This window comes from Pseudoxanthomonas sp. (assembly GCF_036845285.1).
In the GTDB taxonomy this organism is placed as follows: Bacteria; Pseudomonadota; Gammaproteobacteria; order Xanthomonadales; family Xanthomonadaceae; genus Pseudoxanthomonas_A.
In genome coordinates, this window is sequence record NZ_DAIUEE010000011.1 from 85,447 (window position 1) to 111,504 (window position 26,058).

A 26,058-nucleotide genomic window follows, 5' to 3' on the forward strand; every position below is an offset into this window, starting at 1 on the left:
CACGGGGTCAGGGCGTATCGGCGAGGGGCCGCAGGCTGTCGTCGATCGCCAACTGGTTGCGGCCCCGGCTCTTCGCTCGATAGAGCGCGCGATCTGCGGCTTCCAGCCACGCCCGCAAACCGGCGGCGCCGGTTGTCTTCGCCAGTCCCAGGCTCACGGTCGGCTGCAGGCCGGGCGCACTGGCCACCTGCAATGCCTGCACGCCCTCGCGGATGCGCTGGGCCACGATGCCGGCCGCCTCCACGTCGGTGCCGCGCAGCAATACCGCGAACTCGTCGCCCCCCAGCCTGCCGGCCGCGTCATGGCCGCGGATGCTGTGGCGGATCACGTCCGCCGTCGCCCGCAGCACGTCGTCGCCGGCCGCATGGCCGTGACGGTCGTTGATGTTCTTGAAGTGGTCGATGTCGATCATCAGCAGCGTGGCTGGCTCGCCGGTCGCCGCGCATTGATCCAGCAGCAGTGCCGCCTGCTCCTGCCAGTACCGCCGGCTGTCCAGCGCCGTCAGCGTGTCGCGGCGGCTCAGCTCGTCCAACTGCCGGTTCTGCCGCTTCACCTTGCGCACCAGGCGGTAGCTGGCCTGGCTGACGGCGATCGTGTGGATCAGCAGCATCGGCAGGCACGCGACCATCACCGCCATGCTGGTGACCGCCTGCACCTCGAACCCGGTCGCCATGCCGGCTGCCGCCGCACCGGCGGCCATCAGCGGCAGCGACCAGTACCACAGCCGGTCGATGCCCGTACTGATCTTGTCCACCGTGGCCAGGGTCACCAGCAGCACGCTGGGCAGCAGGTTGAAGGCCATCAGCGGCACCCACATGCCGGCCAGGATCGAATCGACCAGCAGGTTGCGGATCTCGCCGCGGAACGGCTCCGGATGGCGCAGCGCCAGCCACAGGGCGAGCTGCGGCCACAGCACCGTGGTGAAGAACAGGAACACCCAATGGCCCGCACCGGCCTGGTTCTCCAGCAGCACCATGCCGATCGGCAGCGCCCCCAGACCCATGCCGAGCATGCGCAGGCGGTAGATCTGGCGCGGCAGGCGTTGAGTGTGGCGTTCCGGATCGATACCGGGCGGTGCGGTGGACGACATTGGCGCTGGAGTCCCCTTGCTCGTGCGGCCAGCCCCGGGGTCGCCGGGGGAAGGCGGAGTGTAGGCCAAAGCGTGATGGCGGGCACGCTGCGGAATCATGCCCGCCGTAGCGGCCGTGGACGCGGATTCTTGAGCGGCTGGACGATAATCCGGCGTCTTTCATTCGCGATTCCCCGATGTCCGATCCTCGTTCTCCTGCCGATCACCTGTCTCCTCCCGTGCCGCCCCGACTGGCCGGGCTGGGGGCGATGGCCGGCGCAGCGGGGTTCCTGGTGGTGGCGGGGTCGCTGCAACTGGTGCGCGGCGACCTGGACTGGCAGCGGGCCACGCTGAGCCAGTACCTGCTGGGACCGTGGGGGCTGCTGTTGCGGACCACGTACTGCGTGCTGGCCGCGACCATCGTGGTGCTGGCGTTCGGGCTGTATGCGCAGTTGTCGGCGAAAGCGCGCAGTGCGGCGCCGCTGCTGCTGTTCTGCCTCGGCGCCGTCGCGCTGGCGGGCGTGGCGATCGGCGATTCCTGGCTGCCTGGAATGGCGCCGGACTTCCACCACTGGTTCCACCACACCTGCGCGATCACCGCGTTCCTGTGCGTCACCACCGGCATGCTGCTGCAGGCGTGGCGCTTCCGCCTGGATGACGCCTGGCGTCGCCGTTTTCCGCTGGCCGCCGCCTGGTCGGTCACGTGCTATGCGCTGCTCTGGGCGCACGCACTGTGGCCACCGGCCGGCCGTGGCTGGGTGCAGAAACTGCTGATCGTGCTGATCGTCATCGCCATGTGGCTGGCAGGTGCGTGGCTTTGGCGCGCCGCAGCCGGTGCGACGACGCCGTCGCGGCGCTAAGCTGCAGTCTTCACAACGGAGGAAACCCCCATGATCCAGCGGTTCGACGTAGGCCCGCGGCTGTCCGAGATGGCCGTCCACAACGGCGTGGTGTACCTGGCCGGGCAGATTGCAGAGGACGCGACGCAGGGCATCGCCGGGCAGACGCAGCAGGTGCTGGGTGAGATCGATGCGCTGCTGGCCCGTGCGGGCACCGACAAGTCGAAGATCCTGCGCGCCGAGATCTTCATCAAGGACCTGCAGGACTTCGAGGCGATGAACCGCGTGTGGGATGCGTGGGTGCCCGAAGGCAACGCGCCGCCGCGCGCCACCGTACAGGCGAACCTCGCGCGACCCGCCTGGTTGATCGAGATCGTGGTCACGGCTGCGGTCTGACGCGTGCCGGTGCGCAACCCCGGCCCCTGGCAGCGGCCCGCGCCGAAGCGTCGCGGTGGCGCCCTGAAGCTGACGCCGGCGCAGGTGGAGGAAGCGCGTGCGCGCGCCGCGGCTGCGGGTCGGCGCTATCCCAATCTGGTCGACAACATGTACGTGGCGGCGAAGGCACGACGTGCGTCGGACGCGAAAACTGGCGCCGGCGACGCAGCAGGATGACGGTGCATGCAGCGTGAGGACAAGCATGCATATCCGGCCGTAACTGTCTGTAATAAAACTGCTTTGAAACGCTAACCGGACGTCAACAACCGGTCGCGTATCGTGCCTTCCACGTTCCGCAGCCGCTGCGGCATGCGCTCTTCCCGGGGTGCGCGCCGCGGCCCCTGCGGACGACCAGTCAGGTGTTGCGATTCGCCAGCCAGTCGATCACGCCCCGTGCGGCGCGGCGGCCGCTGGCGAAGCACGCCGTCAGCAGGTAGCCGCCGGTCGGTGCTTCCCAGTCGAGCATTTCGCCAGCGGCGAACACGCCGGGCAGGGCGTGCAGCATCAGGCGCTCATCCAGTGCTTCGAGCGGTACGCCGCCGGCGCTGCTGATCGCCTCTGCGATCGGACGAGGACGCTGCAACAGGAACGGAAAACGTTTCAGCGTGCGTGCGATCCGCGCCGGATCGGCGAGCACGGCCTTGTCCAGCACTTCATACAGCAGCGCGGCGCGCACGCCGGCGACGCCGGCCTCGCGGCGCAGGTGTTCGCTGAGGCTGCGCGAGCCGCGCGGCCTGGCGAGGCGGCGGACGAGTTCCGCTTCGTCGCGTCCGGGCAGCAGGTCCAGCACCAGCGTGGCGCGGCCATCGCGTGCGATGGCGTCGCGCAGCATCGGCGACAGGGCGTAGACCAGGCTGCCCTCGATACCGGTGGCGGTGATGACGCACTCGCCCTGGCGCTGGTGCAGGGTGCCGTTGGCGTCCTGCCAGTGCGCGACGACCGGCTTGAGCGGTTCGCCTGCGAAGCGGTTGGCCAGGTGCTGGCTCCAGTCGATATCGAAACCGCAGTTCGACGGCTGCAGCGGTGCGACGCCGATACCCTGGGCTTCGAGCGAAGCCACCCATGCGCCATCCGAACCCAGTTCCGGCCAGCTGCCGCCGCCCATCGCGAGCACCGTGGCGTCGGCCCGTACGACGATCTCGCCCTCCAGCGTCGCAAAACGCAGCGCGCCGTCGCCGCTCCAGCCGTGCCATCGGTGGTGCACATGGAAGCGCACGCCCTGTTCGCGCAGCCGCCGCACCCAGCCCCGCAGCAGCGGGGCCGCTTTCAGGTCCGTGGGAAACACCCGACCCGAAGTGCCGACGAAGGTCTCCACGCCCAGGCCGCGCGCCCAGTCGCGCAGGGCATCGGCGTCGAAGGTGCGTAGCCACGACGCAACCTCCTGCTGCCGCGGGTGGTAGCGGGCGACGAATACATCGAAGGGATCGGAGTGGGTCAGGTTCATGCCGCCCTTGCCGGCGATCAGGAACTTGCGCCCCACCGAGCCCTTGGCGTCGTACAGGTCCACCTGCAGGCCTGCCGCACGCAGTGTTTCGGCCGCCATCAAACCGGCGGGGCCGCCGCCGATGACGGCGATGGTGGGCGTGGTCGCGGAATCTTCAGGGCGTTGCACAGGCATCCGCATAGTATGCCGTGACCGCCCGCTGCTTCCGGCAGGCGCGGTGCGTGCGTGGCATGCGGTATCGTCGCGCAGGACTCAAGACACGGGATACACGATGCGTTCGAACCTGCAGGCGACCACCGGTCGCGCGCTCTGGCTTCTTTGCCTGGTCGCCACCGGCGCCATGGCGAAGGAAGCGACACCGCCGCCCGCACTGGCTGATATCGATGCCTACGTCGAATCCGTCCGCGAGGCCTTCGATGTGCCCGGCATCGCGGTGGCCGTGGTCAAGGACGGCGCGGTGGTGCTGGCCAAGGGCTGGGGCGAGCGCGAGATGGGCAAGGCCGCGCAGGTCGATGCGCACACGATGTTCGCCATTGCGTCCAATACCAAGGCCTTTACTGCCGCGTCGCTGTCGATGCTGGCCGACGAGGGCAAGCTGACGCTGGAGGATCGCGTCATCGATCACCTGCCGTGGTTCCGCATGGCCGATCCGTATGTCACCCGCGAGATGCGCATCCGCGACCTGTTGGTCCACCGCAGCGGCCTGGGCCTGGGCGCGGGCGACCTGCTGTACTGGCCAACCACGACCTACAGCAACCGCGAGGTCGCCGAGCGCCTGCGCGACGTGCCGTTGAGCGGCGGCTTCCGCGAGCGCTACGCCTACGACAACATCCTCTATGGCGTGGCACAGCTGGTGGTCGAACAGGCCAGCGGGCAACCGTACGAACAGTTCCTGCGTACGCGCTTCTTCCAGCCGCTGGGCATGCGCGAAACGCGCTACAACAGCGATGCGCTGAAGCCAGGCGACAACGTGGCCACCGGCCATGCGAAGGCGGATTTCACCACGCTGCAACCGGCACCGCGGATGACCTGGCGCAATGTTGCCGGCGCAGGCGGCATCTACGCCAGCGTGACCGACATGGCGAAGTGGATGAACGCGCAGCTCGCCGGCGGCACCTACCGCGATGCCAAGGGCCGCGAACAGGCGTTGTTCACACCGGCCCGCCAGCAGGCGATGTGGTCGCTGGTCACGCCGATCCCGATCGCCGAGCCGAAGGTCGACGCGCTGAAGGCAGCAAAGCCGAACTTCCTCGGCTACGGCGAGGGCTGGATGGTGTCCGATTTCCAGGGCCGCAAGCTGGTCTGGCATACCGGCGGCTGGCCGGGCATGGTCTCGCGCGTGACGCTGGTGCCCGAGCAGAAGCTCGGCATCGTGGTGCTGACCAACCAGGAAGTCGGCGCGGCGTTCAATGCGGTGACGATGAAGGTGCTGGACGGCTATCTGGCGAATACCGGCACCGACTGGCTGGCCGCCTATCAGGCGCAGGTGGCGCAGTCCAAGGACAACGCCGACGGCCACTGGCGGAAATTGCAGGCCGCACGCGACGCGGATGCGAAGCCGTCGCTGCCATTGGCGGAATACGCTGGCACGCTGCGCGATCCGTGGTATGGCGACGTGGTGGTGGCGAAGGAGGGCGAAGGCCTGGTGCTGCGCTTCAGCCGCACGCCGGAACTCGTCGGCGACCTGCAGCCATGGCAGCACGACACCTTCGTGGTGCGCTGGCGCGAACGCTGGCTCAACGCGGATGCCTTCCTGACGTACTCGCTGAAGCCGGATGGCGGTGTCCGCGAAGCACGGATGGAAGCGATCTCGCCGCTGACCGACTTCAGCTTCGACTTCCACGACCTGCGGCTGGCGCCGGTGGAGTAGCGGTGGCGCCTCTGTAGGAGCGACGTAAGTCGCGACCGCGAGAAAGAAGAGCCAGCAAACCTCGAACATCACACACGGATATGGTCCTTGGTGATCAGGCCGTGCGGTCGCGACTTACGTCGCTCCTACAGACCGTACAACCTCACTCGTGCGGCTTGACATCGATCAGCTCCACGTCGAACACCAGCGATGCGTTTGGTGGGATGACACCACCGGCGCCGTTGCTGCCATAGCCGAGGTAGGCGGGGATCTTCAGCGTGCGCTTGCCGCCGACCTTCATGCCGGCCACGCCGTCGTCCCAGCCGCGGATGACCTTGCCGGCGCCGAGCAGGAAGGTGAAGGGGGTGCCGCGATCGACGGAGCTGTCGAACTTCATGCCGCGCTGCTGCGGGGCGTTCTCGTCGTACAGCCAGCCGGTGTAGTGCACGCTGACGTCGCTGCCGCTGGTGGCCACGGTGCCGGTGCCGGCGAGCGTGTCGATGCGCTCCAGTTCGGCGACGCTGCCTCCGGGGGGTGGACCAGGGGGCGTGCAGGCGGCGAGCAGGGTCAGCGAAACGGCAAGCAACAGGGAACGCATCGAGGGATTCATCCGGCAGGCGAAAGGCGTGCAGGGTAACCCAGTCGGCGCAACGGGCCGCCTGGACGTACCGGGTACACTGCCGCCATGGCGAAACTTTTCCTCAACCTGCGCAACGTGCCCGGTGACGAAGCCGACGAGGTACGCGAGCTGCTGCGCACGAACGCGATCGACTTCTACGAGACCCAGCCCAGTCCGTGGGGCATCTCCGCAGGCGGACTGTGGATCGAGGACGCGGATCAACTGGTGCGCGCCAAGACCCTGATGTCCGCTTACCAGACGAGCCGACGCGACCAGGCGCGAGCGAGCCAGGCCGCGGACGAGCAGGAAGGGCGAGCGGAAACATTCATGGGGTTGCTGCAGGCGAGGCCGGGCTATGTCATCGGCATGCTGGTGGCGATGGTCGCGATCATCGTGCTGACGCTGGCCTTGCCCTGGCTGCTGCTCTGACGCTCAGGCCGCCGCTTCGCGCGGCAGCCGTTCCGCATAGGCGGGTTCCAGCGCTTCGTGCGCCACCCAGAAATTCCCCGGCGCGCGGCCTTCCAACTGGTCGAGCAGGATGCCGACATGCGCGTGCCAGCCGGCGGATACGCTGAGCAGCGCGTCGCGGTCGGGCAGGCGGCTGTGGGTGATCGTCAGCAGCACGCGATCGCCCAGGGGTTCGAGGTCGAAACGGACCTCGGACGAGGCACCATCGGCCTCCCCCCAGGTATGCGCGAGCAGGCGCGGTGGCTCGCAGGCCGTGACCTGGCCCGACTGGCGATGGCAGCCGTCCTCGGTGCGATAGCGTTCCGGGGTGGGGACGCGATGGTCCGACAGGTCGTCGTTGTGGAACTCCAGCTGTACGTCGCCGCCGACGCGCAAGTCCATTGGCCCGGACGCCAGCCAGAGGCTGCGGGCCTCGCTGTCGGTCAGGTAATGCCAGACACGTTCGATGGGGCCGGGCAGCGAGCGTTGCAGGCGCAGCGTGCCGGGGGCGACCTGCGTGCCGAAAGCGGTGTTGATGTCGTTCATGGCGGACTCCTGTGAAGGGTGATGGACGCTCAGAACACCGCGTGCAGGGCGTCGAGCATCGTGCTCCAGCCTTGTTGCGTGCGGTCGGCGTAGTCGGCCCATGCGCGCGGCAGGGTGTGGGTCAGGCGCAGCTCGCAGCCGGCGGAAGCAGGCGTGATCGCGATATCCACGCGGCTGCCGTCCTGGTCGGCTTCGCCGGCGATGGTCCAGGTGAAGGACAGCCGGTGGGGTCGCTCGATGACGAGGTATTCGCCGACGTGGTCGATGCGCTCGCCGTCGCGTTCGACCAGCATCGAGAAGCGGCCGCCGACGCGCGGGTCCACGTCCAGGCGCAGCAGCTTCTCGTCGCGGATGTCCGGGCCGAACATCCATTGGCCCAGCAGGCGTGGCGTCAGCCAGGCGTCGAAAACACGCTCGGCGGACGCGGCAAAGGCGCGGTGCACGGTGACATCGACCGTGTCGGATGCAGGGGAATGCGTCATCGCGGTGTCCTGGTTCGGGATGCGGGAATCGGTGGATCGGCCTGCAGGACGGCATCGAGGGCATCGAGGCGAGCGGTCCAGAACTGCTCGTACTGGCGCAGCCAGGCCTCGCCTTCGGCCAGTGCCTGTGGCTGCAGGTGGCACAGGTGCGTGCGGCCCTGTATCTGCCGCGTCACCAGGCCCGCGCGCTCAAGCACCTTGATGTGCTTGGAGGCGGCGGCCAGCGAAATCTGGAAGGGGGCGGCCAGCTCGCCGACGCTGCGGGGCTGCCCGCGCAGGCTGCGCAACATGCGCCGGCGGGTGCCGTCGGCGAGGGCGTGGAAGACGGCGTCGAGGTGGGGAGAGTCATGTTCAACCATGTGGTTGAGTATTCGCGACGCGCTGGCGACTGTCAACCGTCTGGTTGAATGAAGGGGTGCGGGCCGACGGACGGTAAAATCGCCACATGGTCACCAATATCGCCGCCTACCATTTCGCAGCCATCGACGCGCCTGACGAATTCGCCACCGGGTTGCACGCTCGAGCCGACGCGCTGTCGCTGCGCGGATCGATATTGGTGGCAAGCGAGGGATTGAACCTGTTCCTGGCCGGTGCGGCCGATGCGATCGAATCCTTTCTCGCGCCGTTGCGCGAAGACGCACGCTTCGCCGGGCTGCGGGTGAAGTACAGCCGCAGCCTGCAAATCCCCTTCGCGCGGCTGAAGGTCAAGGTCAAGCCGGAGATCATCAGCTTCCGTCGCCCCGGCACCACGCCGGAGGATGTGCGTGCGCCCGCCGTCGAACCGCGCACGCTGGCCCGCTGGCTGGCGCAGGGCCATGACGACACCGGCCGCCGCGTGGTGATGCTGGACACGCGCAACGCGCAGGAAATCGGATACGGCACCTTTGCCGGTGCGCTGACCCTGCCGATCGACAAGTTCACCGATCTGCCGGCCGCGCTGGCACCGCACCGCGACGACCTGAAGGACGCCACCGTGGTCAGCTTCTGCACCGGCGGCATCCGCTGCGAGAAGGCCGCGCTGTGGATGCAGGCCGACGGCATGGACAACGTGCTGCAGCTGGACGACGGCATCCTCGGTTACTTCGAGCAGGTCGGCGGGTTCGGCTACGACGGCGCCTGCTTCGTGTTCGACGAACGCGTGGCGCTGCGTCCCGACCTGAGTCCGCTGGTGGACGAGGCCGCGGACGCCGCATGAGCGGCCTGGACGCCCTGCGCTTCGACAACCGCCTCATCCGCGAACTGCCGGGCGATCCGGAGCAGGGATACCGTCGTCGCGAAGTGCGGGATGCGCTGTGGTCGGCGGTCGCGCCGACGCCGGTCGCCGCGCCGCGGCTGCTTGCGTATTCGCGCGACGTCGCCGCGCTGCTGGGGCTGGACGACGCCGATGTCGCATCTCCCGCCTTCGCGCAGGTCTTCGGTGGCAACGTCTTGCTGCCCGGCATGCAGCCGTACGCCGGCAACTACGGTGGCCACCAGTTCGGCAACTGGGCCGGGCAGCTCGGCGACGGCCGTGCCATCACGCTGGGCGAGGTCGTCAACGCGACCGGTGAGCGCTGGGAACTGCAGCTCAAGGGCGCCGGACCTACCCCGTACTCGCGCACCGCCGACGGACGTGCGGTGTTGCGGTCCTCGATCCGCGAATTCCTGTGCAGCGAGGCCATGCACCACCTGGGCGTGCCGACGACGCGCGCCTTGAGCCTGGTGGGTACGGGCGAGCACGTCGTGCGCGACATGCTCTACGACGGTCATCCGGCGCCCGAGCCGGGTGCGGTCGTCTGCCGCGTGGCGCCATCGTTCCTGCGCTTCGGTCACTACCAGTTGCCGGCGTCGCGCGGCGAGACGGACCTGCTGCGCACGCTGGTCGACTTCACCATCCGGCGCGACTTCGCGCATCTGCCGGGCGACGGCGAGGCGTTGTACGCCGCCTGGTTCGCCGAGGTCTGCGAGCGCACCGCGGCGATGGTGGCGCACTGGATGCGCGTGGGCTTCGTCCATGGCGTGATGAATACCGACAACATGTCGGTGCTGGGCCTGACCATCGACTACGGCCCCTATGGCTGGATCGACAACTACGATCCGGACTGGACGCCGAACACCACCGATGCGCACGGCCGGCGTTACCGCTTCGGCTGGCAGCCGCGCGTGGCGGGCTGGAACCTGAGCCGCCTCGCGCAGGCGCTGTCGCCGCTGTTCGAGGGAGTGGAGGCCCTGCAGGATGGCCTGCAACGCTTCGCCGATGCCTACGCGCAGGCCGACCGCGACACCATCGCGCACAAACTGGGACTGGCAGAGTGCCGTGACGGCGACATCGAACGCATGGAGACGCTTCACGGCCTGCTGCACGAGGGCGAAGTCGACATGACGCTGTTCTTCCGCGCGCTGATGGATGCTGATCTGGCGGACGCGTCGCTGTCGGCCTTCGACGACGCGTTCTACGACCAGGCGAAGCGCGACGCCGTCACGCCCGCGCTGCACGACTGGCTGGCCGCCTATGCAGGTCGCCGGTCGGAAGACGCGCTTGATGCCGCGACACGCCGCGAGCGCATGCGCCTGTCCAATCCGCGTTTCGTGCTGCGCAACTACCTGGCGCAGCAAGCCATCGATGCGGCCGAAGCCGGTGACGTTTCCGGCATCCACGAACTGCTGGATGTCATGCGCCGGCCGTACGACGACCAGCCCGGTCGCGAGCGTTTCGCCCAGCGGCGCCCCGACTGGGCGCGGCAGCGCGCCGGCTGCTCGATGCTGTCGTGCAGCTCCTAGCGGAGCGGCTTTTCTGTAGGAGCGACGTTAGTCGCGACCGCAAGCCAACGGCGTTCATGGGACTTTGACCATATCGGATCCTTTGCCCACAAAAGGGGGCATCAGGCCACCACAACGTGCGGTCGCGACTGACGTCGCTCCTACAACAGCAGGCGGCGCGGTAGCATGCGGTATTACTGCGGAGCGTCCCCATGATCACCGTCCACCACCTCAACAATTCCCGTTCGCAGCGCGTGCTGTGGCTGCTGGAGGAACTGGGCCTGGACTACACGGTGGTGCGCTACCAGCGCGACCCGAAGACGATGCTGGCGCCACCGGAACTGAAGAAGGTGCACCCGCTCGGCAAGTCGCCGGTCGTGGTGGACGGCGAGCATGTGCTGGCCGAATCCGGCGCGGTCCTCGAGTATCTGGTGGAACGTTACGACGCCGCGCGCCGGTTCGCGCCATCGCCGGGGACCACGGAACACCTGCGCTACCGCTACTGGCTGCACTACGCCGAAGGCTCGGCGATGCCGCCGATGCTGTTGAGCCTGGTGTTCTCGCGATTGAAGAAAGCGCCGATGCCGTTCTTCGCACGCCCGATCGCGCGCGGCATCGCCGACAAGGCCATGAAGACCTTCATCGGTCCGCAGGTGAAGTTGCATCTGGACTACATGGAGCGCGAACTCGGCAAGGCCGCCTGGTTCGCCGGCGAGCAATTCAGCGCGGCCGATATCCAGATGAGCTTTCCGGTGGAAGCGGCTGCGGTGCGAGCGGGGTTGGAGTCCTATCCGAACCTGGGCGGCTTCCTGGCCCGCATCCATGCGCGTCCCGCCTACCAGCGCGCGCTGGAGCAGGGTGGTCCGTTCGACCTGATGGGCTGAGCGGGATACAGCGTCCCGTGACGCACGGTGGAATCCCGGCCGCCGCGACCCCATGACGATGACATCGTCAACGCAGGTGCCCCCATGATTCCGTATTCGCTCCTCGACCTCGCGCCCGTCTGCGAAGGCAGCGACACCACGCAGGCCTTCGTCCACATGCGCGATCTCGCGCAGCATGCCGAGCGCTGGGGTTACACGCGTTACTGGCTGGCCGAGCACCACAACATGCCGGGCATCGCCAGCGCGGCGACCGCGGTGCTGATCGGTCATGTCGCGGGCGCGACGTCGACGATCCGCGTCGGTGCCGGCGGCATCATGCTGCCGAACCACTCGCCACTGCAGGTGGCCGAACAGTTCGGCACACTGGCATCGCTGTATCCGGGCCGCATCGATCTGGGACTGGGCCGCGCGCCGGGGACCGATCAGGCCACGGCACGCGCGCTGCGCCGCTACTTCGACAGCGCCGAGCAGTTCCCGCAGGACGTGCAGGAGGTGCTGCGCTACTTCGAGCCGGTGCAGGAAGGCCAGGCCGTACGCGCCGTACCGGGCGCCGGACTCGACGTGCCGGTCTGGCTGCTGGGCTCCAGCCTGTTCGGTGCGCAGCTGTCGGCCGCGCTCGGCCTGCCGTACGCGTTCGCCTCGCACTTCGCCCCCGACGCGATGGACCAGGCTCTGCTGCTGTACCACCGCGACTTCCGTCCGTCGAAGCGGTTGGCCAAGCCGCACGCGATGCTGGCGTTGAACGTCGTCGCGGCCGAGACCGACGAGGAAGCCCGCCATCTGTTCACCACCCAGCAGCAGGCCTTCGTCAACCTGCGTCGCGGTCGCGCAGGCCTGGTGCCGCCGCCCATCGACGACATCGAGATGTTCTGGGAGCCGCACGAGAAGGCCGGCGTGGAGCAGGCGCTGGCCTGCGCGGTCATTGGCAACCACGATACCGTGCGCAAGGGCATCGCAGCGTTCATCGAGCGGCATCGCCCTGACGAACTGATGCTGACCGCCAACATCTTCGACCACGCCAAGCGCCTGCGCTCGTTCGAGATTGCCGCCGAGGTGATGTCGTAGCGTGCGCCACGCGCACGATGGGGGTGGCGCGCATCTCTGCGGTCGTGCGCATGGCGCACGCTACGTGGCCGATCAACGTGGGAATGGTGCGTGCGGCGATGTCTTCGGTCGCGCCGGGTGCCTGCGCTCGCGCGAGAGCGTTGCGGAGGCGGTGTCGTAGCGTGCGCCATGCGCACGACGGGGGCGACACGCATTTGTGCGGTCGTGCGCATGGCGCACGCTACGTGGCCGATCAACGTGGGAGTGGTGCGCGCGGCGATGTCTTCGGTCGCGCCGGGTGCTTGCGCTCGCGCGAGAGCGTTGCGGAGGCGGTGTCGTAGCGTGCGCTATGCGCACGACGGGGGTGACGCGCATTTGTGCGGTCGTGCGTATGGCGCACGCTACGTGGCCGATCAACGTGGGAGTGGTGCGTGCGGCGATGTCTTCGGTCGCGCCGGGTGCCTGCGCTCGCGCGAGAGCGTTGCAGACGTCATGCAATCGTAGGGTGGGCCTTCGCCCACCGTCGTGCCCCTGCCGATCTGCGTTCGTTCGAGATCGCCGCCGAAGCGATGTCGTAGCGTGCGCTGCGCGCACGATGGGAGGGTGCACGCATCCCTGAGGTCGTGCGCATGGCGCACGCTACGTCGTACCTCGCTGGATGAAGGGCACGCGTTCGTAGACCCGGCGCTCGCCGCCGCGCGGGTCGTCCTGCAGACCGGACTCGTCGTCGAACACCATCGTTTGCCGCTGCGGCAGTGTGTACGGCGACCAGGCGGGAAGGCCTGCATGATTCGGGTCACAGTCGCGGGCGAATGCGATCAGTGCGGAACTCATTCGCGCCGCCATCGCGCGGGCGCGCGCATCGGTGCCGGTCTTCGATCCCTCGGCGGCCACGTTGTCGAACACCAGCGGGATGTCGAGCGTGTGGAAGGCGCGCAGCCGTCCGCCCTCTGCAGGTGAGCGCCAGTCGAGCTGGTAGACCCACGCGGGCGACCCCTGTCTTGCGCGTTCCTCGGCTTCGATGATGGCACCACGCCACGAACGTCCCGCGGTGGTCGCGGCGAAGAAGACCTCCGATGGCGTGTAGTCCGGATACAGCCGTCGGTATTCGGCGATCACCACCTCCGGCGACAGGTCCACGAATTGCTGCTCGCGCAGTTTCTGCGGCAGTTGTTCCCAGGTCAGCGCGAAGTTCGCGGTGTCGTTGCCGAGGAAGGCGCGCGTTTCGTCGCGCGTATTGCCGATGATCATCGGGATGCGCGCGGATTGCGCCGGTGCGTCGGGATAGAAGGGATGGCGCGGCAGGCTGCGTGAATCCAGCACCGGACCGAAGTGGAGCGCAGTGTCCTCCACGCGCGACGGATCACGGACCTGCAGTGCCTCGAGCAGGCGGGTCATCGGCAAGGCCAGCACGCGGTCGACATCGTGCGGACCGAGGCCCAGTGCCGCCAGGAACAGCGTGGTGCGCTGGGCCGCCGCGCGCGGGCCGGCGGCGGTCACCTGCTGGCCACTCATCGTCATCGCCTTGTGGAACAGGCCGTCGGCCTGCGGCATCGCCATCAGCGTGGCGATCTTCGCGCCGCCGCCCGACTGGCCGAACACGGTGACGTTGCCGGCATCGCCACCGAATTCGTGCGCGTGCTCGCGCACCCAGTGCAGCGCATCGATCAGGTCGAGCTGGCCGACGTTGCCTGCGTCCCGCACGCGCTCGTCGCCGCTTTCGCCTAGGTGGAGATAGCCGAACGCATTGAGCCGATGGTTGACGGTGACCACGACGACATCGCCGCGACGGCACAGGTTCACACCGTCGTAGAGCGGATGCGATCCCGAGCCGTTGTTGTAGCCGCCGCCGTGGACATAGACCAGGATCGGCCGCTTGCCGCCATCGCGCAGGGTGGGCGTGTACACGTTGAGGAACAGGCAGTCTTCGCTGACCGGCTGGCCATCGGCATCGCCGCGCTGCGGAGCGGAGGCGCCGAAGCGGGTGGCATCGCGCGTGCCGGTCCAGGCGATTTCCTTCAAGGCCCGCTGGAAGCGGCGCGTAGCGGTATCGGCACCGTAGGGCACGCCCCGGAAGACGTGGATGCCGCGATCCATGACGCCGGCGATGCGGCCGCTGCGGGTGGTCGCCAAGGTGGAACTGCGCGTTCGGGCATGGACAGGCACGGCGGCGGAAACCAGGACCAGGCTGGATGTGCCGGCCAGCTGGGTCAGGAAGCGGCGCCTGGACGCATGGCAGGAAGGAGAATGCATGGAAACCTTGGAATGACACCGGTTTCCGGAGGCTAGCAAAGCAGGGCCGGGCAGGAACGCCGCAGTGCGTCAGACCGCCATGCCTGCCGCGTGGCCGGACGCCCACGCCCACTGGAAGTTGTAGCCGCCCAGCCAGCCGGTGACGTCGAGCACCTCGCCGACGAAGAACAGGCCCGGCACGCGCTTGGACATCATCGTGCTGCTGGACACGCCATCGGTGTCCACGCCGCCCAGCGTGACCTCGGCGGTGCGATAGCCTTCCGTGCCGCTGGCGACCAGCGGCCAATCGGCGAGCAGCGCCGCCGCATCCTTGAGCTGCGGCGCGTTGAACTGCTTCATCGGCCGGTTCGGCAGCCAGACTTCGCACAGGCGCTGGGCGAAACGGCGCGGCAGCGCGTCGGACAGCACGGTCTTCAGTTCGGCATCGGGACGCTGCGTCTGCTGCGACTGCAGCCAGTCCAGCGCATCGCGATCGGGCAGCAGGTCCAGGCGCAGGTCGTCGCCCGGTTGCCAGTAGGACGAGATCTGCAGGATCGATGGCCCGCTGACGCCGCGATGGGTCAGCAGCATGAAATTGCGGAAGCGCGCCTTGCCGCAGCGGGCTTCGACGGGGAGCGCGAGGCCGCTCAGGTCAGCCAGCCGCTCCTGGTGCTTGCCGCTCAGCGTCAACGGCACCAGGCCCGCGCGCGTGGGCAGCACCTCGTGGCCGAACTGGCGCGCCAGTTCGTAGCCGAAGCCGGTGGCGCCCATGCTCGGGATCGACAGGCCGCCGGTGGCGATCACCAGCGATGGCGCGGCGAACCGGCCGATCGCCGTGTCCAGCCGGAACACGCCCTCGGCTTGTTCGACCTTGTGCACGCTGCAGCCGGTCTCGATGCGCACGCCGGCCGCCAGGCATTCGTCCACCAGCAGCTTCACGATGAGCTTGGACGAGACATCGCAGAACAGCTGGCCGAGTTCCTTCTCGTGGTACGCGATGCGGTGATGCTCGACCCGTTCGATGAAATCCGCCGGCGTGTAGCGCGCCAGCGCGGACTTGCAGAAGTGCGGATTGGCCGACAGGAAGTTGGCCGGCGTGGTGCCGGTGTTGGTGAAGTTGCAGCGTCCACCGCCCGACATCAGGATTTTCTTGCCCACCTTGTTGGCGTGTTCGACCACCAGTACGCGCAGGCCGCGCTGGCCCGCGGTGAGGGCGGTCATCAGGCCGGCGGCACCGCCGCCGATGACCAGCACATCATGGGTGGACAGCATGCGCTCAGGCGGCCCGGGCGAGGCCTGCCTGCCGGGTCGACGGGATGACGCTGACCACCTGGTCGTCGGTCATCCACTGCATTTCACCGTCCTGGATCATCACGTGGAAGCGCATGCTGCGCACCATCAGCGCGGTGAGGGCCTCCACCGCTTCGGGGGCGATGTCGAGCACGGTCAGGTTGCGGTGGCGTGCCAGCGACGCGGCGTTCCTGTCCCACCAGAGGTCGGCGGCGCGGCCTCCGTAATTGACGACGACCACCTCGTTGGCGCGCCCGCAGGCCTTGCGGATGCGGGACTCGTCCGGCTGGCCCAGGTCGATCCATCGTTCGATCAGCCCGGTGTAGTCCTTGCGCCACAGGTCGGGTTCTTCTTCATTGCTCAGGCCCTTGCCGAACTCCAGGCGATCGGCGGCGAACAGGGCGAATGCGATCAGCCGGACCATCAGGCGCTCGTCGGTCTCGGACGGATGCTGGGCCAGCGTCAGGGCATGGGTACCGTAGTAATGCCGGTCCATGTCGCTGATCTGCAGTTCGGCTTTGACGACGGTGGACTTGAGCGCCATGGCGGGGGTTCGACGAAAGGGGCGCCATCATACGCCGGCTACGCGGGCGTGCCGGATGGGGATGCGATCGGTTGGACCGCAGCGCGGAATGCCCCCTGTTCAGCTTTCCTGCGAAAGGGATTCGCTTTTACGTGAAAACCCCGGTAGAGTGCGCGGCACTGTGCTTGCCAGGGTCACCGTGAATCGTGAGCCTGATGCGGTAGATACATCTGCTACATCTTCCCGCTTTACCAACGCCTGCAAACCCAGTCCCGTCCCGGTCCAATGCCGGGGTTGTGGTCCTTTCATCCATGTTTCAGGAGTTAGTAAAGATGTCTGATCGTCAGACCGGTACCGTCAAGTGGTTCAACGACGCCAAGGGCTTCGGCTTCATCACCCCGCAGAGCGGCCCCGACCTGTTCGTGCACTTCCGCTCGATCCAGGGCAATGGCTTCAAGTCGCTGAAGGAAGGCCAGGCGGTCTCCTTCGTCGCCGTGCAGGGCCAGAAGGGCATGCAGGCCGACCAGGTGCAGCCGCTGTAATCCAGCGCTGAACCCAACGGTTCAAGAAAACGCCGGTGCGCAAGCGCCGGCGTTTTTGTTTGTGCGTTTCTGTTTTTGTCGTGGGAACGACGTCAGTCGCGATCATCGGCACAAGACACCATGTGGGCGCTTCATCGCGACTTACGTCGCTCCCACAGCACCCTGCATGATGGAAGGGTCAAAGCTTCCGCACGCGGAAACTGCGGCCCTTGATCTTGCCGGCATTGAGACGGGCCAGCGCAGCCGCGGCCTTGTCGCGCGCGACCGCCACATAAGTGCGCGTGGCGAACACGTTGATCTTGCCGATCGCCGATGCCGACAGGCCGGCGTCGCCGGTCAGCGCGCCCAGCACATCGCCGGGGCGCAGCTTGTCGGTCTTGCCGGCATCGATGCGCAGCGTGGCCATCGCGGCAGGCGGCGCGGTATTGGCCTTGGGCGCCGACGGGACCTGGCGGTCCCACAGCAGCGGCGCGCCCAGGCGTTCCTGGATGACGTCGGCACGCGGCAACTCGCGCGGCGTGCACAGGCTGATCGCCAGGCCATCCCGGCCGGCACGGCCGGTACGGCCGATGCGGTGCACATAGGTGTCGGCGTCGCTCGGCATGTCGTAGTTGACGACGAGCGCCAGGTCCTCGATATCCAGCCCGCGTGCGGCCACGTCGCTGGCGACCAGCACGTTGCAGCTGCGGTTGGCGAAGCGCACCAGCACCTCGTCGCGGTCGCGCTGTTCCATGTCGCCGTGCAGGGCGAGGGCGGAGAAGCCGAAGTGCTGCAGCGAACCGGCGACTTCGTCCACGTCCTTGCGCATGTTGCAGAACACGACGCCGGATTCGACGCGGTGCTGCGCGAGCAGGCCGGCAAGGGCCGTCTGCTTGCGCGCGGGATCGACCTGCACGAAGCGCTGCTCGATCACCGCCTGTTCCTGCGGCGCGTCGACGGTGACTTCAAGCGGATCGCGCAGCGTGCTGCGGGCGATCCCGCGGATGGCATCGGTGAAGGTGGCCGAGAACAGCAGGCTCTGGCGCTCTTTCGGTGTCTTGCCGGTGATCTCGCGGATCGGTTCCTCGAACCCCATGTCGAGCATCCGGTCCGCTTCGTCCAGCACCAGCGTGCGAACGCCGCCCAGGTGCAGCGCTTTCTTGCGCAGCAGTTCCTGGATGCGGCCCGGCGTGCCGACCACGACCTGCGGGTCGTGCGCTTCCAGCGAACGCAGTTGGGGGTCCAGCGGCATGCCGCCGCACAGCGTGAGCACTTTCAGGTTGGGAATGCCGATCGCCAGCTTGCGCAATTGCTGCGCCACCTGGTCCGCCAGCTCGCGCGTGGGGCACAGCACCAGCGCCTGCGTGCGCACCGTGGCGACATCGAGCCGGTGCAGCAGGCCCAGGCCGAAGGCGGCGGTCTTGCCGCTGCCGGTCGGCGCCTGCGCGATGACATCGCGGCCTTCGAGGATGGCGGGCAGGCTGCGGGCCTGGATGGGCGTGGGCCGGGTGTATCCCAGCGCCTGGACACCCTGTTGGAGACCGGGCGCCAGCGGAAGTGAAGTGAAATCGAGCATGGCGCATTTTCGCAGATCGGCGCGCCCGCCGCCGGCCGGCTCACTGCAGGTCCGGGAAATCCTCTTCCGGCAATGCGATGAAGGCCCAGAACGGGGTGTCCTCGGTGGCCCACGACTGCGAAGCCTCATCGAGGATATCGAGCAGGGTGTCGAAATCGGCTTCGGCACGGTCGCGCAGTTCGTGCGCCTGTTCGAACAACAGCACGTAGCCGGGCGCGTCCAGCCAGGACAGATCGCGCAGGCTGTCGGACAGCGCGTCCCAGTTGCGTCCCGAGGTCTGCGGGAAGTCCAGCACGGTGGCGATGCGCAGCAGCAGGGCCGACTTGCCGTCGCAGCCGGACAGGTCGATGCGCCGCGCCAGCAGGCCCGCGTCGCGGCCGACCGCCGACAACGGGTCCAGGTCGTCCTCGGTGACGAAGAACACGCCCGCGCGGGCAGGATCGGCCAGGCCGGGATCGAAACCGGTTTCGCTCATGGCGTGGCTCCGTTGGCGATCTCGAACCGGCGGAAGCTCTCGTAGTGGTCGTCGGTGTAGTAGTACTCGCGCGGCGGCTGGCCGCCGGTGACGATGCGCCGTGCGCCGCGGTGGTCGAGCCCGGGCGTGTCGACGGTGTATTCCCGGTAGTAGCCGCGCGACTGACGCGGCAGCTGCCCTTCGCGGTTCTGGAAGACGCTGCCGTCCTGCCGGTGCGGGAACGGTCCGCCACGCTGGATCAGGTCCAGCGTGTACCGCGCTTCCGCTGGCAGGAAGGCGGGCAGCGCGGCGGTGCTGCGCGACGGTGCGGGTGTCGCCGGCGGGGCGACGTCGGGCACGTTTCCGGCGAGTTCGCCGGGACGCGTCTGCTCCACCGGCGGCAAGGCCAGGACGGCGCTGGCCGGGCGGGAATGCGCCGTTTCCTGTGAGGTCGCTACCGGCGCGGCCGGTGCGTCGTCCCGCTGCGACCACCACCACGCCCCTGCGCCGAGCACCAGCAGTACGAAGAAAGCGAAGAGGGGAAGGCGTTGGCGGCTCTGGCGGCGTGCGCGGGAACGTCGACTCATGCGTGCATCATTCCGTCAGGAAGCGGCCGCAGCCGCGGTAGGTCTTGCCTGCGACGGTCAGGATCGCCGAGGCGGGATACTCGGTGTCGCTCATGCCGTCGCTGCAGGGTTCCTGCTTCGTCGTCAGCGACACGGCCAGGCCATCGGCAGTGCTGCCTACGTAACCGTCCGCCGTCCTGTTGGTCCGGAGGACCTCGATCCTGCGTTCGCCGTAGTCCAGGTCTGCCAGCAGTCGCGGTGTCGCGCCGCCGCCAACCTCCACCGACCATCCGGGTTCGGTGCCGATGCCCCGGAACGCACTGCCGCGTGCCTTGGCCTGCTCCCAGGGGTTGCCACCGGTTGCGGGCGCGACCGGATCGCCGCCTGCGCGCACCATGCGGAACTCGACCGGCGCTGTCGAACCCGGCGTCACCGGTACACGCGTGTCGGTGACGAACCAGAGCGTGCCTTCGGCATCGCGCAGGCCGGCATGCAGGCCGTACTGGCCGTTCGGGCGCAGCTTGGTGGCGTCGTAGGGCAGGGCGAAGGCGAACGGCGGGCCTTTGAGGTCGGTGAAGTCCTGGCTGGCCACCACGGCGGCGGGCGTGTCGGCCAACTGGTTGTCCACCAGCTGCACGCTGAGGGTCGCGCCAGGCGGCGCTGCAATCCGCTCAAGGTAGATGGCGCGGCCGTGGATGGCGGTGGCCTGTGGAGGAACGGCGGCATCGGCCGGGGGCGGCACGGCGGTCGGCGACTGGCACGCCGCGAGGCTCAGCAGGCACGCGGCGAACAACAACGGACGGACCATGGCGTGCGCTCCTCGGGTTGGTGGCGGGCGGCCAGCTTAGCGGTCGCCCCCTGTAATAGTTCGTCAACGCTGGAACAGCCGATCGTCGGACGCATGCCGGCATGATGCCGCCGGCGCGAACCGGCGCGCGCCGCGGGCCGTGACGTGGATGGGAAACAGATCGCAGCCCTTGAAGCACCCATGCGTCCCGAATCACCGACGCCACACCGCAGCGAGGCAGTTCAGTTTTGCGATGAAGACGCACCGCGATGCGGGACTAGTATCGGATGCGACGTCTCCGCAATGCGCGTGGAACCGGCATGAATCGTGTCCTGCAGCCCTTCGCCTACACCCGTGCACAGGCGGCGTGGCCCTTCGTCGTGGCCGTGCTGGTGATTGTCATGGTGGCCCTGTGGTTGCCGATGGCGATTCCCGTGGACGACGCAAGCGGTCTCCGCCGTGCGATGCGGGGCGGTGCCCTGTGTGCGCTGGCCACGGCATTGGGCGCGATGCCCGTCTGGGTGGTGAAGCGAATGCCGCAGCAACTGGCGGACGGCATGCTGGGCTTTGGCGCAGGCGTGATGCTGGCGGCGACGGCGTTCTCGCTGGTGCTGCCGGGGCTGGAAGCGGCAGGGCGCGCGGGCTACTCGGCATGGGGTGCGGCGGCGGTGATCAGCGCCGGCGTGATGTTCGGCGCAATGGCGTTGCTCGCACTGGATCGCGGTGCAGTCGACGATCCGCGCGATGCGGACCGGCCGCGGGTGCCACCGAGGGTGATGCTGTTCGTGCTCGTCATCGCGCTGCACAACGTGCCGGAAGGGATGGCGGTCGGCGTCGCGGCCGGTGGCGGCGTCCGGGGTGCCGAGGGCCTGGCGGTGGGCATCGCGTTGCAGGACATCCCGGAAGGCCTGGTGGTGGCGCTGGTGTTGACGACGGCGGGCATGGCACGCAGCAAATCGGTCTTCATCGGCGCCCTGTCGGGTGTCGCCGAACCCCTGGCGGCGGTCGCCAGCGCATGGGCGGTCACGCTGTCGTCGATGCTGTTGCCGTGGGGGCTGGCATTCGCGGCGGGCGCCATGCTGATCGCCGTCGGCCACAGCGTGATTCCGGAAGCCAACCGGCATGGCAACGGCACCACGGCATCGCTCGGGCTGGCGGTCGGCTTCTGCCTGATGATGGCGCTGGATACCGCGCTGGGTTGACCGCGTGCCGGGAGGTGCGCACGCTGCCGCCATTCCGGAGGAGCCATTCCATGAGCGAACCGCTGACCATCATCGGCAACTACCTGTCGCCCTACGTGCGCAAGGTGCTGGTGTGCCTGGAACTGAAGGGCATTCCTTACCGGATCGATCCCATCGCGCCGTTCGTCGGCGACGAGGCGTTCGGGCGACTCAGTCCGCTGCGGCGCATTCCCGTGCTGCTCGATGGCGACCTGGTGCTCAACGATTCCACCGTCATCTGCGAATACCTGCAGGACCGCTTTCCGCAGCCATCGCTGTACCCGTCCGATCCGGTACAGCGGGCAAAGGCGCGCTGGCTGGAGGAGTACGCCGATTCCCAACTGGGCGATGTCATTGTCTGGCGCATGTTCTTCCAGAAGGGCGTGCGCCGCTTCCTCTTCAACGAAGGCATGGACGAAGACGTGGTGCGCAAGGCGCGCGAGGAGGAATTGCCGGTCGCGCTGGACTATCTGGAAGCGCAGTTGCCGGACGCCGGCTGGATCTTTGGCGACCTCTCCATCGCCGACATCAGCATCGCGGCTTTCTTCCGCAATGCGGTCTTCGTGCGCTACCAGGTGGATGCAGCGCGCTGGCCGCGCGTCGCGGCGTTCCTCGAGCGCGCATGGGCGCTGCCGGCGTTCCGCACACTGGCGAAGTACGAGGACGGCACGCTGCGCACGCCGCTGCCGGAGCAGCGTGCGGTGCTGGCGACGATGGGCGCGCCGCTCACCGATACCACCTATGGTGACGCGCCGCCGCGGTATGGGCTGCGACGGCTTGCTTGAGCGAGCATTTCTGCTTTTCTGTAGGAGGGACGTCAGTCGCGACCGCGCCCCGATGGCCGTGTCCCGTGCAGGAACAAGAGCGCGCCGCAGCGCGCCCGGAAGGAGAACGGCCGGCTTTCCGCATGAAGGTGGGGCGTGCGGTCGCGACTGACGTCGCTCCTACAAGAGCCGTCCGGTTTTACGGTGCCGTATCGACGCGCAGCACCGGATACAGCTGGTAACGCTCATCCCACGAAGGATGGCGACGGTAGAAGAACTCCAGCCGTGCGTTGGGATCGGCGGCGAACGCCATGTCCTCGCGCAGCTTCTTCTCGAATTCGGCCTTGACCCTCGGGTCGCGCAGCATCTCGCGTGCGACGCCCTCGGCCACGTAGTCCTCCATGTATTCCTTGCGCTCGAAGGCATTGTTGAAGCGACCCCATGCGAGCAGCGAGTCCGGCGCCAGCGGTTCCAGCAATCCCATGACCAGGCGCGACTTCGCCTGCGCGATGGGGACGAACAGAGAACCCGCCGGCACGCTGCGCGCCTCGTGCTGCCAACGGCCTTCCACGGTCAGACGCTGGTGTGTTTCCACCGAGCCGGTGCCGAAGCTGCTCTTGCTGGCGCGGAAGGTTTCCGCGTCGCCTTGCCACGGCTTGCCGAGCAGGCGGTACTCCACGCCGTGCGTCTTCAACACGGCCGCCACCCAGGATGCGTCGGCGGCGGGTACCACGTAGCCCGCACCCGGCGCTTCGACCACGATACCGGGGCGGATGTCGTCCTTCAGCGGCACCTTCCAGACCTGCGGCGTGGTCTCGTCGTAGCGCGTCATCAACGCGCCGGAGACATCGGACTTCGTGCGGGTGTAAGCGTAGCCGCGGAAATCCACGGTATGTGCGGTGGGCGCGGCCACATAGGTCAGCGGCTCCTGCTTGCCACCCAGTTCCCCGGCTGCGACATCCGCCTGTTTCGCCGCAGCCTGCCAGGCGGCGCCGTCGCGTGCCACCTGCTCCAGCACGGATACCACCGTGTTGCGGGTGATGCGCACGCGCACCGGGTACTCCTTCCACGAATGCGTTTCGACCAGCATGGCGATGCGGTTGCGCAGCAGGAAATAGCCATGCGAGAAGCGCGGCGGCGGCACGCTGTCCTCAAAACCGGAGGTTGGATCGTCCTGCACCACGAACGACGGGTAGTAGGGCAGCGGCAGCGAACCCTGCTTCGCCAGATCGTCGATGACGCCGCTGCGCAGCGCCAGGCCCGCCTTGCGCAGGCCCGCATCGCCAGCATGCACCGGCTCCACCTGGATCGAGATGTCGTGCTCGAACTGCGCGCCGTTGGTGGCGTGCAGGTCCACGGTCACCAGCGGATCCCAGCGCTGCACCAGTTGCAGCATCGCCTGCATTTCGGGCGTGTCGGCCTTCAGGTAGTCGCGGTTGAGGTTGTAGTTCTGCGCGGTGGTGCGCCAGCCCATTTCCTTCGGGCCGCGCTGGTTGGGGCGGTTCCAGGCGCCGAAACGCTCATGGCCGTCGACGTTGAACACCGGCACGAACACCCACGCCAGCTTGTCCAGCGCGCCGCTTGCCGCCTTGCCTTCCAGTACCTCGCGCAGGGCGAGAAAGCCCGCATCCTTGCCGTCGATCTCGCCGGCGTGGATGCCGCCCTGGATCAGTACGACGGGCAGTCCGCGTCGCCGCGCCTGCTCGGGCGTCAATGCGCCGCTGGTGGACGCGACCAGCGCCTTCATCGGCCGTCCCTCGGGCGTGGTGCCGAACGTGATGCAGCGCACCGCCTTCGGATACTGGCGTGCGAAGGCGTCGCACAACGCCGTGACTTCCTCGTAGCGACCGGTCTCGATGAAACCGGAACGCTCCGACACCGTCGTCAACGGGGACTGGGCGTTCGCCAGTGGTATCAGAGCCAGCAGCAAGGTGGCGCAGAGCGGTCGCAGCACGGTGAATTCCTGAACAGGGCAGAGGCGCATGATGCCGCGCAATCGCGGACAGTCCCAGTCCCCGATCAGCGCGTTCCGGACGTCCCCATGGTTCGACCCTGCTCGGGCGGATACGGTACCCTTCCGGGACTTTTTCACCGGAAGATCGGATGAGCACCACTGTAGAAGCCAACCAGGGCCGCATGCCCCGCCAGATTCCCTACATCATCGGCAACGAGGCCTGCGAGCGGTTCAGCTTCTACGGGATGCGCAACATCCTGGTGCCGTTCCTGATCAGCTCGGTGCTGCTGGCCTACCTGCCGGACCAGGCGGCGAGGGAAGGCGCGGCGAAGGACCTGTTCCACAGCTTCGTCATCGGCGTGTACTTCTTCCCGTTGTTGGGCGGCTGGCTGTCGGACCGCTACTTCGGCAAGTACAACACCGTCCTCTGGTTCTCGCTGATCTACTGCGCCGGCCACGCCTGCCTGGCGTTTTTCGAAAGCAACGCGACGGGGTTCTATACCGGCCTGTTCCTGATCGCGCTGGGGTCGGGCGGCATCAAGCCACTGGTGGTGACGTTCTGCGGCGACCAGTTCGACCAGAGCAACAAGAGCAAGGCGAAGCTCGTCTTCGATGCGTTCTACTGGATCATCAACTTCGGTTCGTTCTTCGCCTCGCTGCTGATGCCGCTGGTGCTGCGCAGCTGGGGCCCGGCGTGGGCGTTCGGCATCCCGGGCATCCTGATGTTCATCGCGACCTTCATCTTCTGGCTGGGTCGCCACAAGTACGTCAACGTGCCGCCGTCGCGCGGAAACGATCCCGATTCCTTCCTCAACATCGTGCGCAGCGCGCTGCTGGGCAAGGGTTTCGGCATCGGTACGCTGGTCGCTGCCACGGGCATGATCGGTGCTGTGGTAATGCTGGCGCTGTGGGCGCTGAAGTTTGCAGGCGTCGGCATCTGGCCCGATGCGTGGGGGTTCGTCATCACAGCGTGCCTCGCGCTGGGCGCGATCATCGCCGGCGTCGGCTTCGGCGCCTCGCTGCAACTCGAGCGTGCGCGTGGCGTGCATCCCGATGCCGCCATCGAAGGTGTGCGTTCGGTGCTGCGCATCCTGATCGTGTTCGCACTGGTCACGCCGTTCTGGTCGCTGTTCGACCAGAAGGCCTCGACCTGGGTCATCCAGGGCAAGGCGATGGTGATCCCGCACGACCTGTGGTGGTGGCCGAGCTGGCTGGTGAAGGACGCCACGCAGATGCAGGCGCTGAATCCGCTGATGGTCATGCTGCTGATCCCGTTCAACAACCTGGTGCTGTACCCGGCGTTGCGCCGCATGGGCTTCAACGTCACCGCGTTGCGCCGGATGGGCTGGGGCATCGCCATCTCCGCGCTGTCGTGGATCGTCGCCGGCATGCTGCAACTGCAGATGGACGATGGCGAGCAGGTCTCGCTGGCCTGGCAGACGCTGCCCTACCTGCTGCTGACCTTCGGCGAAGTGCTGGTGTCGGCCACCGCGCTGGAGTTCGCCTACAGCCAGGCACCCATGGCGATGAAGGGCGTGATCATGGCGTTCTGGTACCTGACCAGCACGTTCGGTGGCCTGTGGGTGCTGCTGACGAATGCGAGCGTGCGCGATCCGGCGGTGATTGGCTGGATCCAGTCGCAGGGCTGGACCGAGAACGCGTTCCTGATGTTCTTCTTCGCGGGGTTCGCCTTCGTGGCGGCGTTGGCGTTCGCGCTGTACGCCAGGACCTACCCGATGCAGGACAACTACCGCACCGCGGCTTGAGGACGATC

General features: G+C 67.8%; 27 protein-coding genes. 13 read left to right on the forward strand and 14 right to left on the reverse strand.

Features of this window, described 5'->3' with window-relative positions; translation table 11 throughout:
- Nucleotides 1-7: 7 nt before the first annotated feature.
- A complete protein-coding gene (locus V7060_RS13735; protein WP_334179819.1) occupies nt 8-1,090 on the reverse strand; it encodes a diguanylate cyclase in 1,083 nt (360 codons plus the stop codon).
- Between the two features lie 176 nt (nt 1,091-1,266).
- Between V7060_RS13735 and V7060_RS13740 the strand changes: the two genes are divergently transcribed.
- Genes V7060_RS13740 through V7060_RS13750 form a run of 3 tightly spaced genes read left to right on the forward strand, consistent with a single transcriptional unit; the run spans nt 1,267 to nt 2,520 of the window.
- Nucleotides 1,267-1,929, forward strand: a complete 663-nt coding sequence (locus V7060_RS13740; RefSeq protein WP_334179820.1) for a DUF998 domain-containing protein — start codon at nt 1,267-1,269, stop codon at nt 1,927-1,929.
- A 30-nt stretch (nt 1,930-1,959) separates the two neighbouring features.
- The gene (locus V7060_RS13745; RefSeq protein WP_334179821.1) at nt 1,960-2,304 is read left to right on the forward strand and encodes a RidA family protein; all 345 of its coding nucleotides are present in this window, start codon (nt 1,960-1,962) and stop codon (nt 2,302-2,304) included.
- A 3-nt stretch (nt 2,305-2,307) separates the two neighbouring features.
- Nucleotides 2,308-2,520 (forward strand): hypothetical protein, encoded by a 213-nt coding sequence (locus V7060_RS13750; RefSeq protein ID WP_334179822.1) that lies wholly within the window; start codon nt 2,308-2,310, stop codon nt 2,518-2,520.
- Between the two features lie 178 nt (nt 2,521-2,698).
- On the opposite strand, the gene V7060_RS13755 is transcribed toward V7060_RS13750, so the two are convergent.
- Entirely contained in the window at nt 2,699-3,955 is a 1,257-nt protein-coding gene (locus tag V7060_RS13755) for a TIGR03862 family flavoprotein (protein ID WP_334179823.1), read from the reverse strand.
- A 172-nt stretch (nt 3,956-4,127) separates the two neighbouring features.
- Here V7060_RS13755 and V7060_RS13760 point away from each other — a divergent pair, with 172 nt between their 5' ends.
- Nucleotides 4,128-5,657, forward strand: a complete 1,530-nt coding sequence (locus tag V7060_RS13760) for a serine hydrolase (protein WP_334179875.1) — start codon at nt 4,128-4,130, stop codon at nt 5,655-5,657.
- Nucleotides 5,658-5,799: 142 nt separating this feature from the next.
- Here the strand turns inward: V7060_RS13760 and V7060_RS13765 are convergent, their stop codons facing one another.
- Nucleotides 5,800-6,234, reverse strand: coding sequence for an FKBP-type peptidyl-prolyl cis-trans isomerase (locus tag V7060_RS13765; RefSeq protein ID WP_334179824.1), 435 nt, complete (start codon nt 6,232-6,234; stop codon nt 5,800-5,802).
- Nucleotides 6,235-6,321: 87 nt separating this feature from the next.
- On the opposite strand from V7060_RS13765, the gene V7060_RS13770 reads away from it, so the two are divergent.
- The gene (locus tag V7060_RS13770) at nt 6,322-6,684 is read left to right on the forward strand and encodes a DUF6164 family protein (RefSeq protein WP_334179825.1); all 363 of its coding nucleotides are present in this window, start codon (nt 6,322-6,324) and stop codon (nt 6,682-6,684) included.
- A 3-nt stretch (nt 6,685-6,687) separates the two neighbouring features.
- Here the strand turns inward: V7060_RS13770 and V7060_RS13775 are convergent, their stop codons facing one another.
- The 3 genes from V7060_RS13775 to V7060_RS13785 are packed head-to-tail and all read right to left on the reverse strand — an operon-like array spanning nt 6,688 to nt 8,089.
- Nucleotides 6,688-7,248: an SRPBCC family protein gene (locus V7060_RS13775; protein ID WP_334179826.1), complete on the reverse strand. Its 561-nt coding sequence runs from the start codon at nt 7,246-7,248 to the stop codon at nt 6,688-6,690.
- A 29-nt stretch (nt 7,249-7,277) separates the two neighbouring features.
- Nucleotides 7,278-7,730 (reverse strand): SRPBCC family protein, encoded by a 453-nt coding sequence (locus V7060_RS13780; protein WP_334179827.1) that lies wholly within the window; start codon nt 7,728-7,730, stop codon nt 7,278-7,280.
- Nucleotides 7,727-8,089: a metalloregulator ArsR/SmtB family transcription factor gene (locus V7060_RS13785; RefSeq protein ID WP_334179828.1), complete on the reverse strand. Its 363-nt coding sequence runs from the start codon at nt 8,087-8,089 to the stop codon at nt 7,727-7,729. Before V7060_RS13785 ends, V7060_RS13780 begins: the two co-directional genes overlap by 4 nt.
- A gap of 86 nt (nt 8,090-8,175) precedes the next feature.
- Between V7060_RS13785 and V7060_RS13790 the strand changes: the two genes are divergently transcribed.
- The 4 genes from V7060_RS13790 to V7060_RS13805 all read left to right on the forward strand — a co-directional run bounded on the left by V7060_RS13790 (nt 8,176) and on the right by V7060_RS13805 (nt 12,418).
- Complete coding sequence (locus V7060_RS13790) at nt 8,176-8,925, forward strand: sulfurtransferase (protein WP_334179829.1); 750 nt, start codon at nt 8,176-8,178, stop codon at nt 8,923-8,925.
- A 5-nt stretch (nt 8,926-8,930) separates the two neighbouring features.
- Complete coding sequence (locus tag V7060_RS13795; protein ID WP_334179876.1) at nt 8,931-10,490, forward strand: protein adenylyltransferase SelO family protein; 1,560 nt, start codon at nt 8,931-8,933, stop codon at nt 10,488-10,490.
- 191 nt (nt 10,491-10,681) lie between these two features.
- The gene (locus V7060_RS13800; RefSeq protein ID WP_334179830.1) at nt 10,682-11,353 is read left to right on the forward strand and encodes a glutathione S-transferase; all 672 of its coding nucleotides are present in this window, start codon (nt 10,682-10,684) and stop codon (nt 11,351-11,353) included.
- An 84-nt stretch (nt 11,354-11,437) separates the two neighbouring features.
- Entirely contained in the window at nt 11,438-12,418 is a 981-nt protein-coding gene (locus V7060_RS13805) for an LLM class flavin-dependent oxidoreductase (RefSeq protein ID WP_334179831.1), read from the forward strand.
- A 618-nt stretch (nt 12,419-13,036) separates the two neighbouring features.
- Here the strand turns inward: V7060_RS13805 and V7060_RS13810 are convergent.
- The 3 genes from V7060_RS13810 to V7060_RS13820 all read right to left on the reverse strand — a co-directional run bounded on the left by V7060_RS13810 (nt 13,037) and on the right by V7060_RS13820 (nt 16,463).
- Nucleotides 13,037-14,650, reverse strand: a complete 1,614-nt coding sequence (locus V7060_RS13810) for a carboxylesterase family protein (RefSeq protein ID WP_334179832.1) — start codon at nt 14,648-14,650, stop codon at nt 13,037-13,039.
- A gap of 69 nt (nt 14,651-14,719) precedes the next feature.
- The gene (locus V7060_RS13815; RefSeq protein WP_334179833.1) at nt 14,720-15,901 is read right to left on the reverse strand and encodes an NAD(P)/FAD-dependent oxidoreductase; all 1,182 of its coding nucleotides are present in this window, start codon (nt 15,899-15,901) and stop codon (nt 14,720-14,722) included.
- Between the two features lie 4 nt (nt 15,902-15,905).
- Nucleotides 15,906-16,463 carry a YaeQ family protein gene (locus V7060_RS13820; RefSeq protein WP_334179834.1) on the reverse strand — a complete coding sequence of 186 codons (558 nt, stop codon included), beginning with the start codon at nt 16,461-16,463 and terminating at the stop codon, nt 15,906-15,908.
- 311 nt (nt 16,464-16,774) lie between these two features.
- On the opposite strand from V7060_RS13820, the gene V7060_RS13825 reads away from it, so the two are divergent.
- Nucleotides 16,775-16,984: a cold-shock protein gene (locus V7060_RS13825; RefSeq protein WP_055942770.1), complete on the forward strand. Its 210-nt coding sequence runs from the start codon at nt 16,775-16,777 to the stop codon at nt 16,982-16,984.
- 178 nt (nt 16,985-17,162) lie between these two features.
- On the opposite strand, the gene dbpA is transcribed toward V7060_RS13825, so the two are convergent.
- The 4 genes from dbpA to V7060_RS13845 are packed head-to-tail and all read right to left on the reverse strand — an operon-like array spanning nt 17,163 to nt 20,367.
- Nucleotides 17,163-18,539 carry an ATP-dependent RNA helicase DbpA gene (gene dbpA, locus V7060_RS13830; RefSeq protein ID WP_334179835.1) on the reverse strand — a complete coding sequence of 459 codons (1,377 nt, stop codon included), beginning with the start codon at nt 18,537-18,539 and terminating at the stop codon, nt 17,163-17,165.
- A gap of 40 nt (nt 18,540-18,579) precedes the next feature.
- A complete protein-coding gene (locus V7060_RS13835; RefSeq protein WP_334179836.1) occupies nt 18,580-19,014 on the reverse strand; it encodes a barstar family protein in 435 nt (144 codons plus the stop codon).
- Nucleotides 19,011-19,580: a ribonuclease domain-containing protein gene (locus V7060_RS13840; RefSeq protein WP_334179837.1), complete on the reverse strand. Its 570-nt coding sequence runs from the start codon at nt 19,578-19,580 to the stop codon at nt 19,011-19,013. The genes V7060_RS13835 and V7060_RS13840 overlap by 4 nt, the downstream gene beginning before the upstream one ends.
- A gap of 7 nt (nt 19,581-19,587) precedes the next feature.
- Nucleotides 19,588-20,367, reverse strand: coding sequence for a YbaY family lipoprotein (locus tag V7060_RS13845; protein ID WP_334179838.1), 780 nt, complete (start codon nt 20,365-20,367; stop codon nt 19,588-19,590).
- Between the two features lie 299 nt (nt 20,368-20,666).
- Between V7060_RS13845 and V7060_RS13850 the strand changes: the two genes are divergently transcribed.
- Entirely contained in the window at nt 20,667-21,548 is an 882-nt protein-coding gene (locus V7060_RS13850; protein ID WP_334179839.1) for a ZIP family metal transporter, read from the forward strand.
- 50 nt (nt 21,549-21,598) lie between these two features.
- Nucleotides 21,599-22,351, forward strand: a complete 753-nt coding sequence (locus V7060_RS13855) for a glutathione S-transferase family protein (protein WP_334179840.1) — start codon at nt 21,599-21,601, stop codon at nt 22,349-22,351.
- A 178-nt stretch (nt 22,352-22,529) separates the two neighbouring features.
- On the opposite strand, the gene V7060_RS13860 is transcribed toward V7060_RS13855, so the two are convergent.
- Nucleotides 22,530-24,314, reverse strand: a complete 1,785-nt coding sequence (locus tag V7060_RS13860; RefSeq protein WP_334179841.1) for a M14 family metallopeptidase — start codon at nt 24,312-24,314, stop codon at nt 22,530-22,532.
- A 119-nt stretch (nt 24,315-24,433) separates the two neighbouring features.
- Here V7060_RS13860 and V7060_RS13865 point away from each other — a divergent pair, with 119 nt between their 5' ends.
- Nucleotides 24,434-26,050 (forward strand): MFS transporter, encoded by a 1,617-nt coding sequence (locus tag V7060_RS13865; protein ID WP_334179842.1) that lies wholly within the window; start codon nt 24,434-24,436, stop codon nt 26,048-26,050.
- The last annotated feature ends 8 nt before the right edge of the window (nt 26,051-26,058 follow it).

Excerpts from the sequence above, each read along its gene's own strand:
- V7060_RS13735 (WP_334179819.1), bottom strand. The coding sequence starts at position 1,090 with ATGTCGTCCACCGCACCGCCCGGTATCGATCCGGAACGCCACACTCAA.
- V7060_RS13740 (WP_334179820.1), top strand. The coding sequence starts at position 1,267 with ATGTCCGATCCTCGTTCTCCTGCCGATCACCTGTCTCCTCCCGTGCCG.
- V7060_RS13745 (WP_334179821.1), top strand. The coding sequence starts at position 1,960 with ATGATCCAGCGGTTCGACGTAGGCCCGCGGCTGTCCGAGATGGCCGTC.
- V7060_RS13760 (WP_334179875.1), top strand. The coding sequence starts at position 4,128 with ATGGCGAAGGAAGCGACACCGCCGCCCGCACTGGCTGATATCGATGCC.
- V7060_RS13765 (WP_334179824.1), bottom strand. The coding sequence starts at position 6,234 with ATGCGTTCCCTGTTGCTTGCCGTTTCGCTGACCCTGCTCGCCGCCTGC.
- V7060_RS13770 (WP_334179825.1), top strand. The coding sequence starts at position 6,322 with ATGGCGAAACTTTTCCTCAACCTGCGCAACGTGCCCGGTGACGAAGCC.
- V7060_RS13775 (WP_334179826.1), bottom strand. The coding sequence starts at position 7,248 with ATGAACGACATCAACACCGCTTTCGGCACGCAGGTCGCCCCCGGCACG.
- V7060_RS13780 (WP_334179827.1), bottom strand. The coding sequence starts at position 7,730 with ATGACGCATTCCCCTGCATCCGACACGGTCGATGTCACCGTGCACCGC.
- V7060_RS13785 (WP_334179828.1), bottom strand. The coding sequence starts at position 8,089 with ATGGTTGAACATGACTCTCCCCACCTCGACGCCGTCTTCCACGCCCTC.
- V7060_RS13790 (WP_334179829.1), top strand. The coding sequence starts at position 8,176 with ATGGTCACCAATATCGCCGCCTACCATTTCGCAGCCATCGACGCGCCT.
- V7060_RS13800 (WP_334179830.1), top strand. The coding sequence starts at position 10,682 with ATGATCACCGTCCACCACCTCAACAATTCCCGTTCGCAGCGCGTGCTG.
- V7060_RS13805 (WP_334179831.1), top strand. The coding sequence starts at position 11,438 with ATGATTCCGTATTCGCTCCTCGACCTCGCGCCCGTCTGCGAAGGCAGC.
- V7060_RS13810 (WP_334179832.1), bottom strand. The coding sequence starts at position 14,650 with ATGCATTCTCCTTCCTGCCATGCGTCCAGGCGCCGCTTCCTGACCCAG.
- V7060_RS13815 (WP_334179833.1), bottom strand. The coding sequence starts at position 15,901 with ATGCTGTCCACCCATGATGTGCTGGTCATCGGCGGCGGTGCCGCCGGC.
- V7060_RS13820 (WP_334179834.1), bottom strand. The coding sequence starts at position 16,463 with ATGGCGCTCAAGTCCACCGTCGTCAAAGCCGAACTGCAGATCAGCGAC.
- V7060_RS13825 (WP_055942770.1), top strand. The coding sequence starts at position 16,775 with ATGTCTGATCGTCAGACCGGTACCGTCAAGTGGTTCAACGACGCCAAG.
- dbpA (WP_334179835.1), bottom strand. The coding sequence starts at position 18,539 with ATGCTCGATTTCACTTCACTTCCGCTGGCGCCCGGTCTCCAACAGGGT.
- V7060_RS13835 (WP_334179836.1), bottom strand. The coding sequence starts at position 19,014 with ATGAGCGAAACCGGTTTCGATCCCGGCCTGGCCGATCCTGCCCGCGCG.
- V7060_RS13840 (WP_334179837.1), bottom strand. The coding sequence starts at position 19,580 with ATGAGTCGACGTTCCCGCGCACGCCGCCAGAGCCGCCAACGCCTTCCC.
- V7060_RS13845 (WP_334179838.1), bottom strand. The coding sequence starts at position 20,367 with ATGGTCCGTCCGTTGTTGTTCGCCGCGTGCCTGCTGAGCCTCGCGGCG.
- V7060_RS13850 (WP_334179839.1), top strand. The coding sequence starts at position 20,667 with ATGAATCGTGTCCTGCAGCCCTTCGCCTACACCCGTGCACAGGCGGCG.
- V7060_RS13855 (WP_334179840.1), top strand. The coding sequence starts at position 21,599 with ATGAGCGAACCGCTGACCATCATCGGCAACTACCTGTCGCCCTACGTG.
- V7060_RS13860 (WP_334179841.1), bottom strand. The coding sequence starts at position 24,314 with ATGCGCCTCTGCCCTGTTCAGGAATTCACCGTGCTGCGACCGCTCTGC.
- V7060_RS13865 (WP_334179842.1), top strand. The coding sequence starts at position 24,434 with ATGAGCACCACTGTAGAAGCCAACCAGGGCCGCATGCCCCGCCAGATT.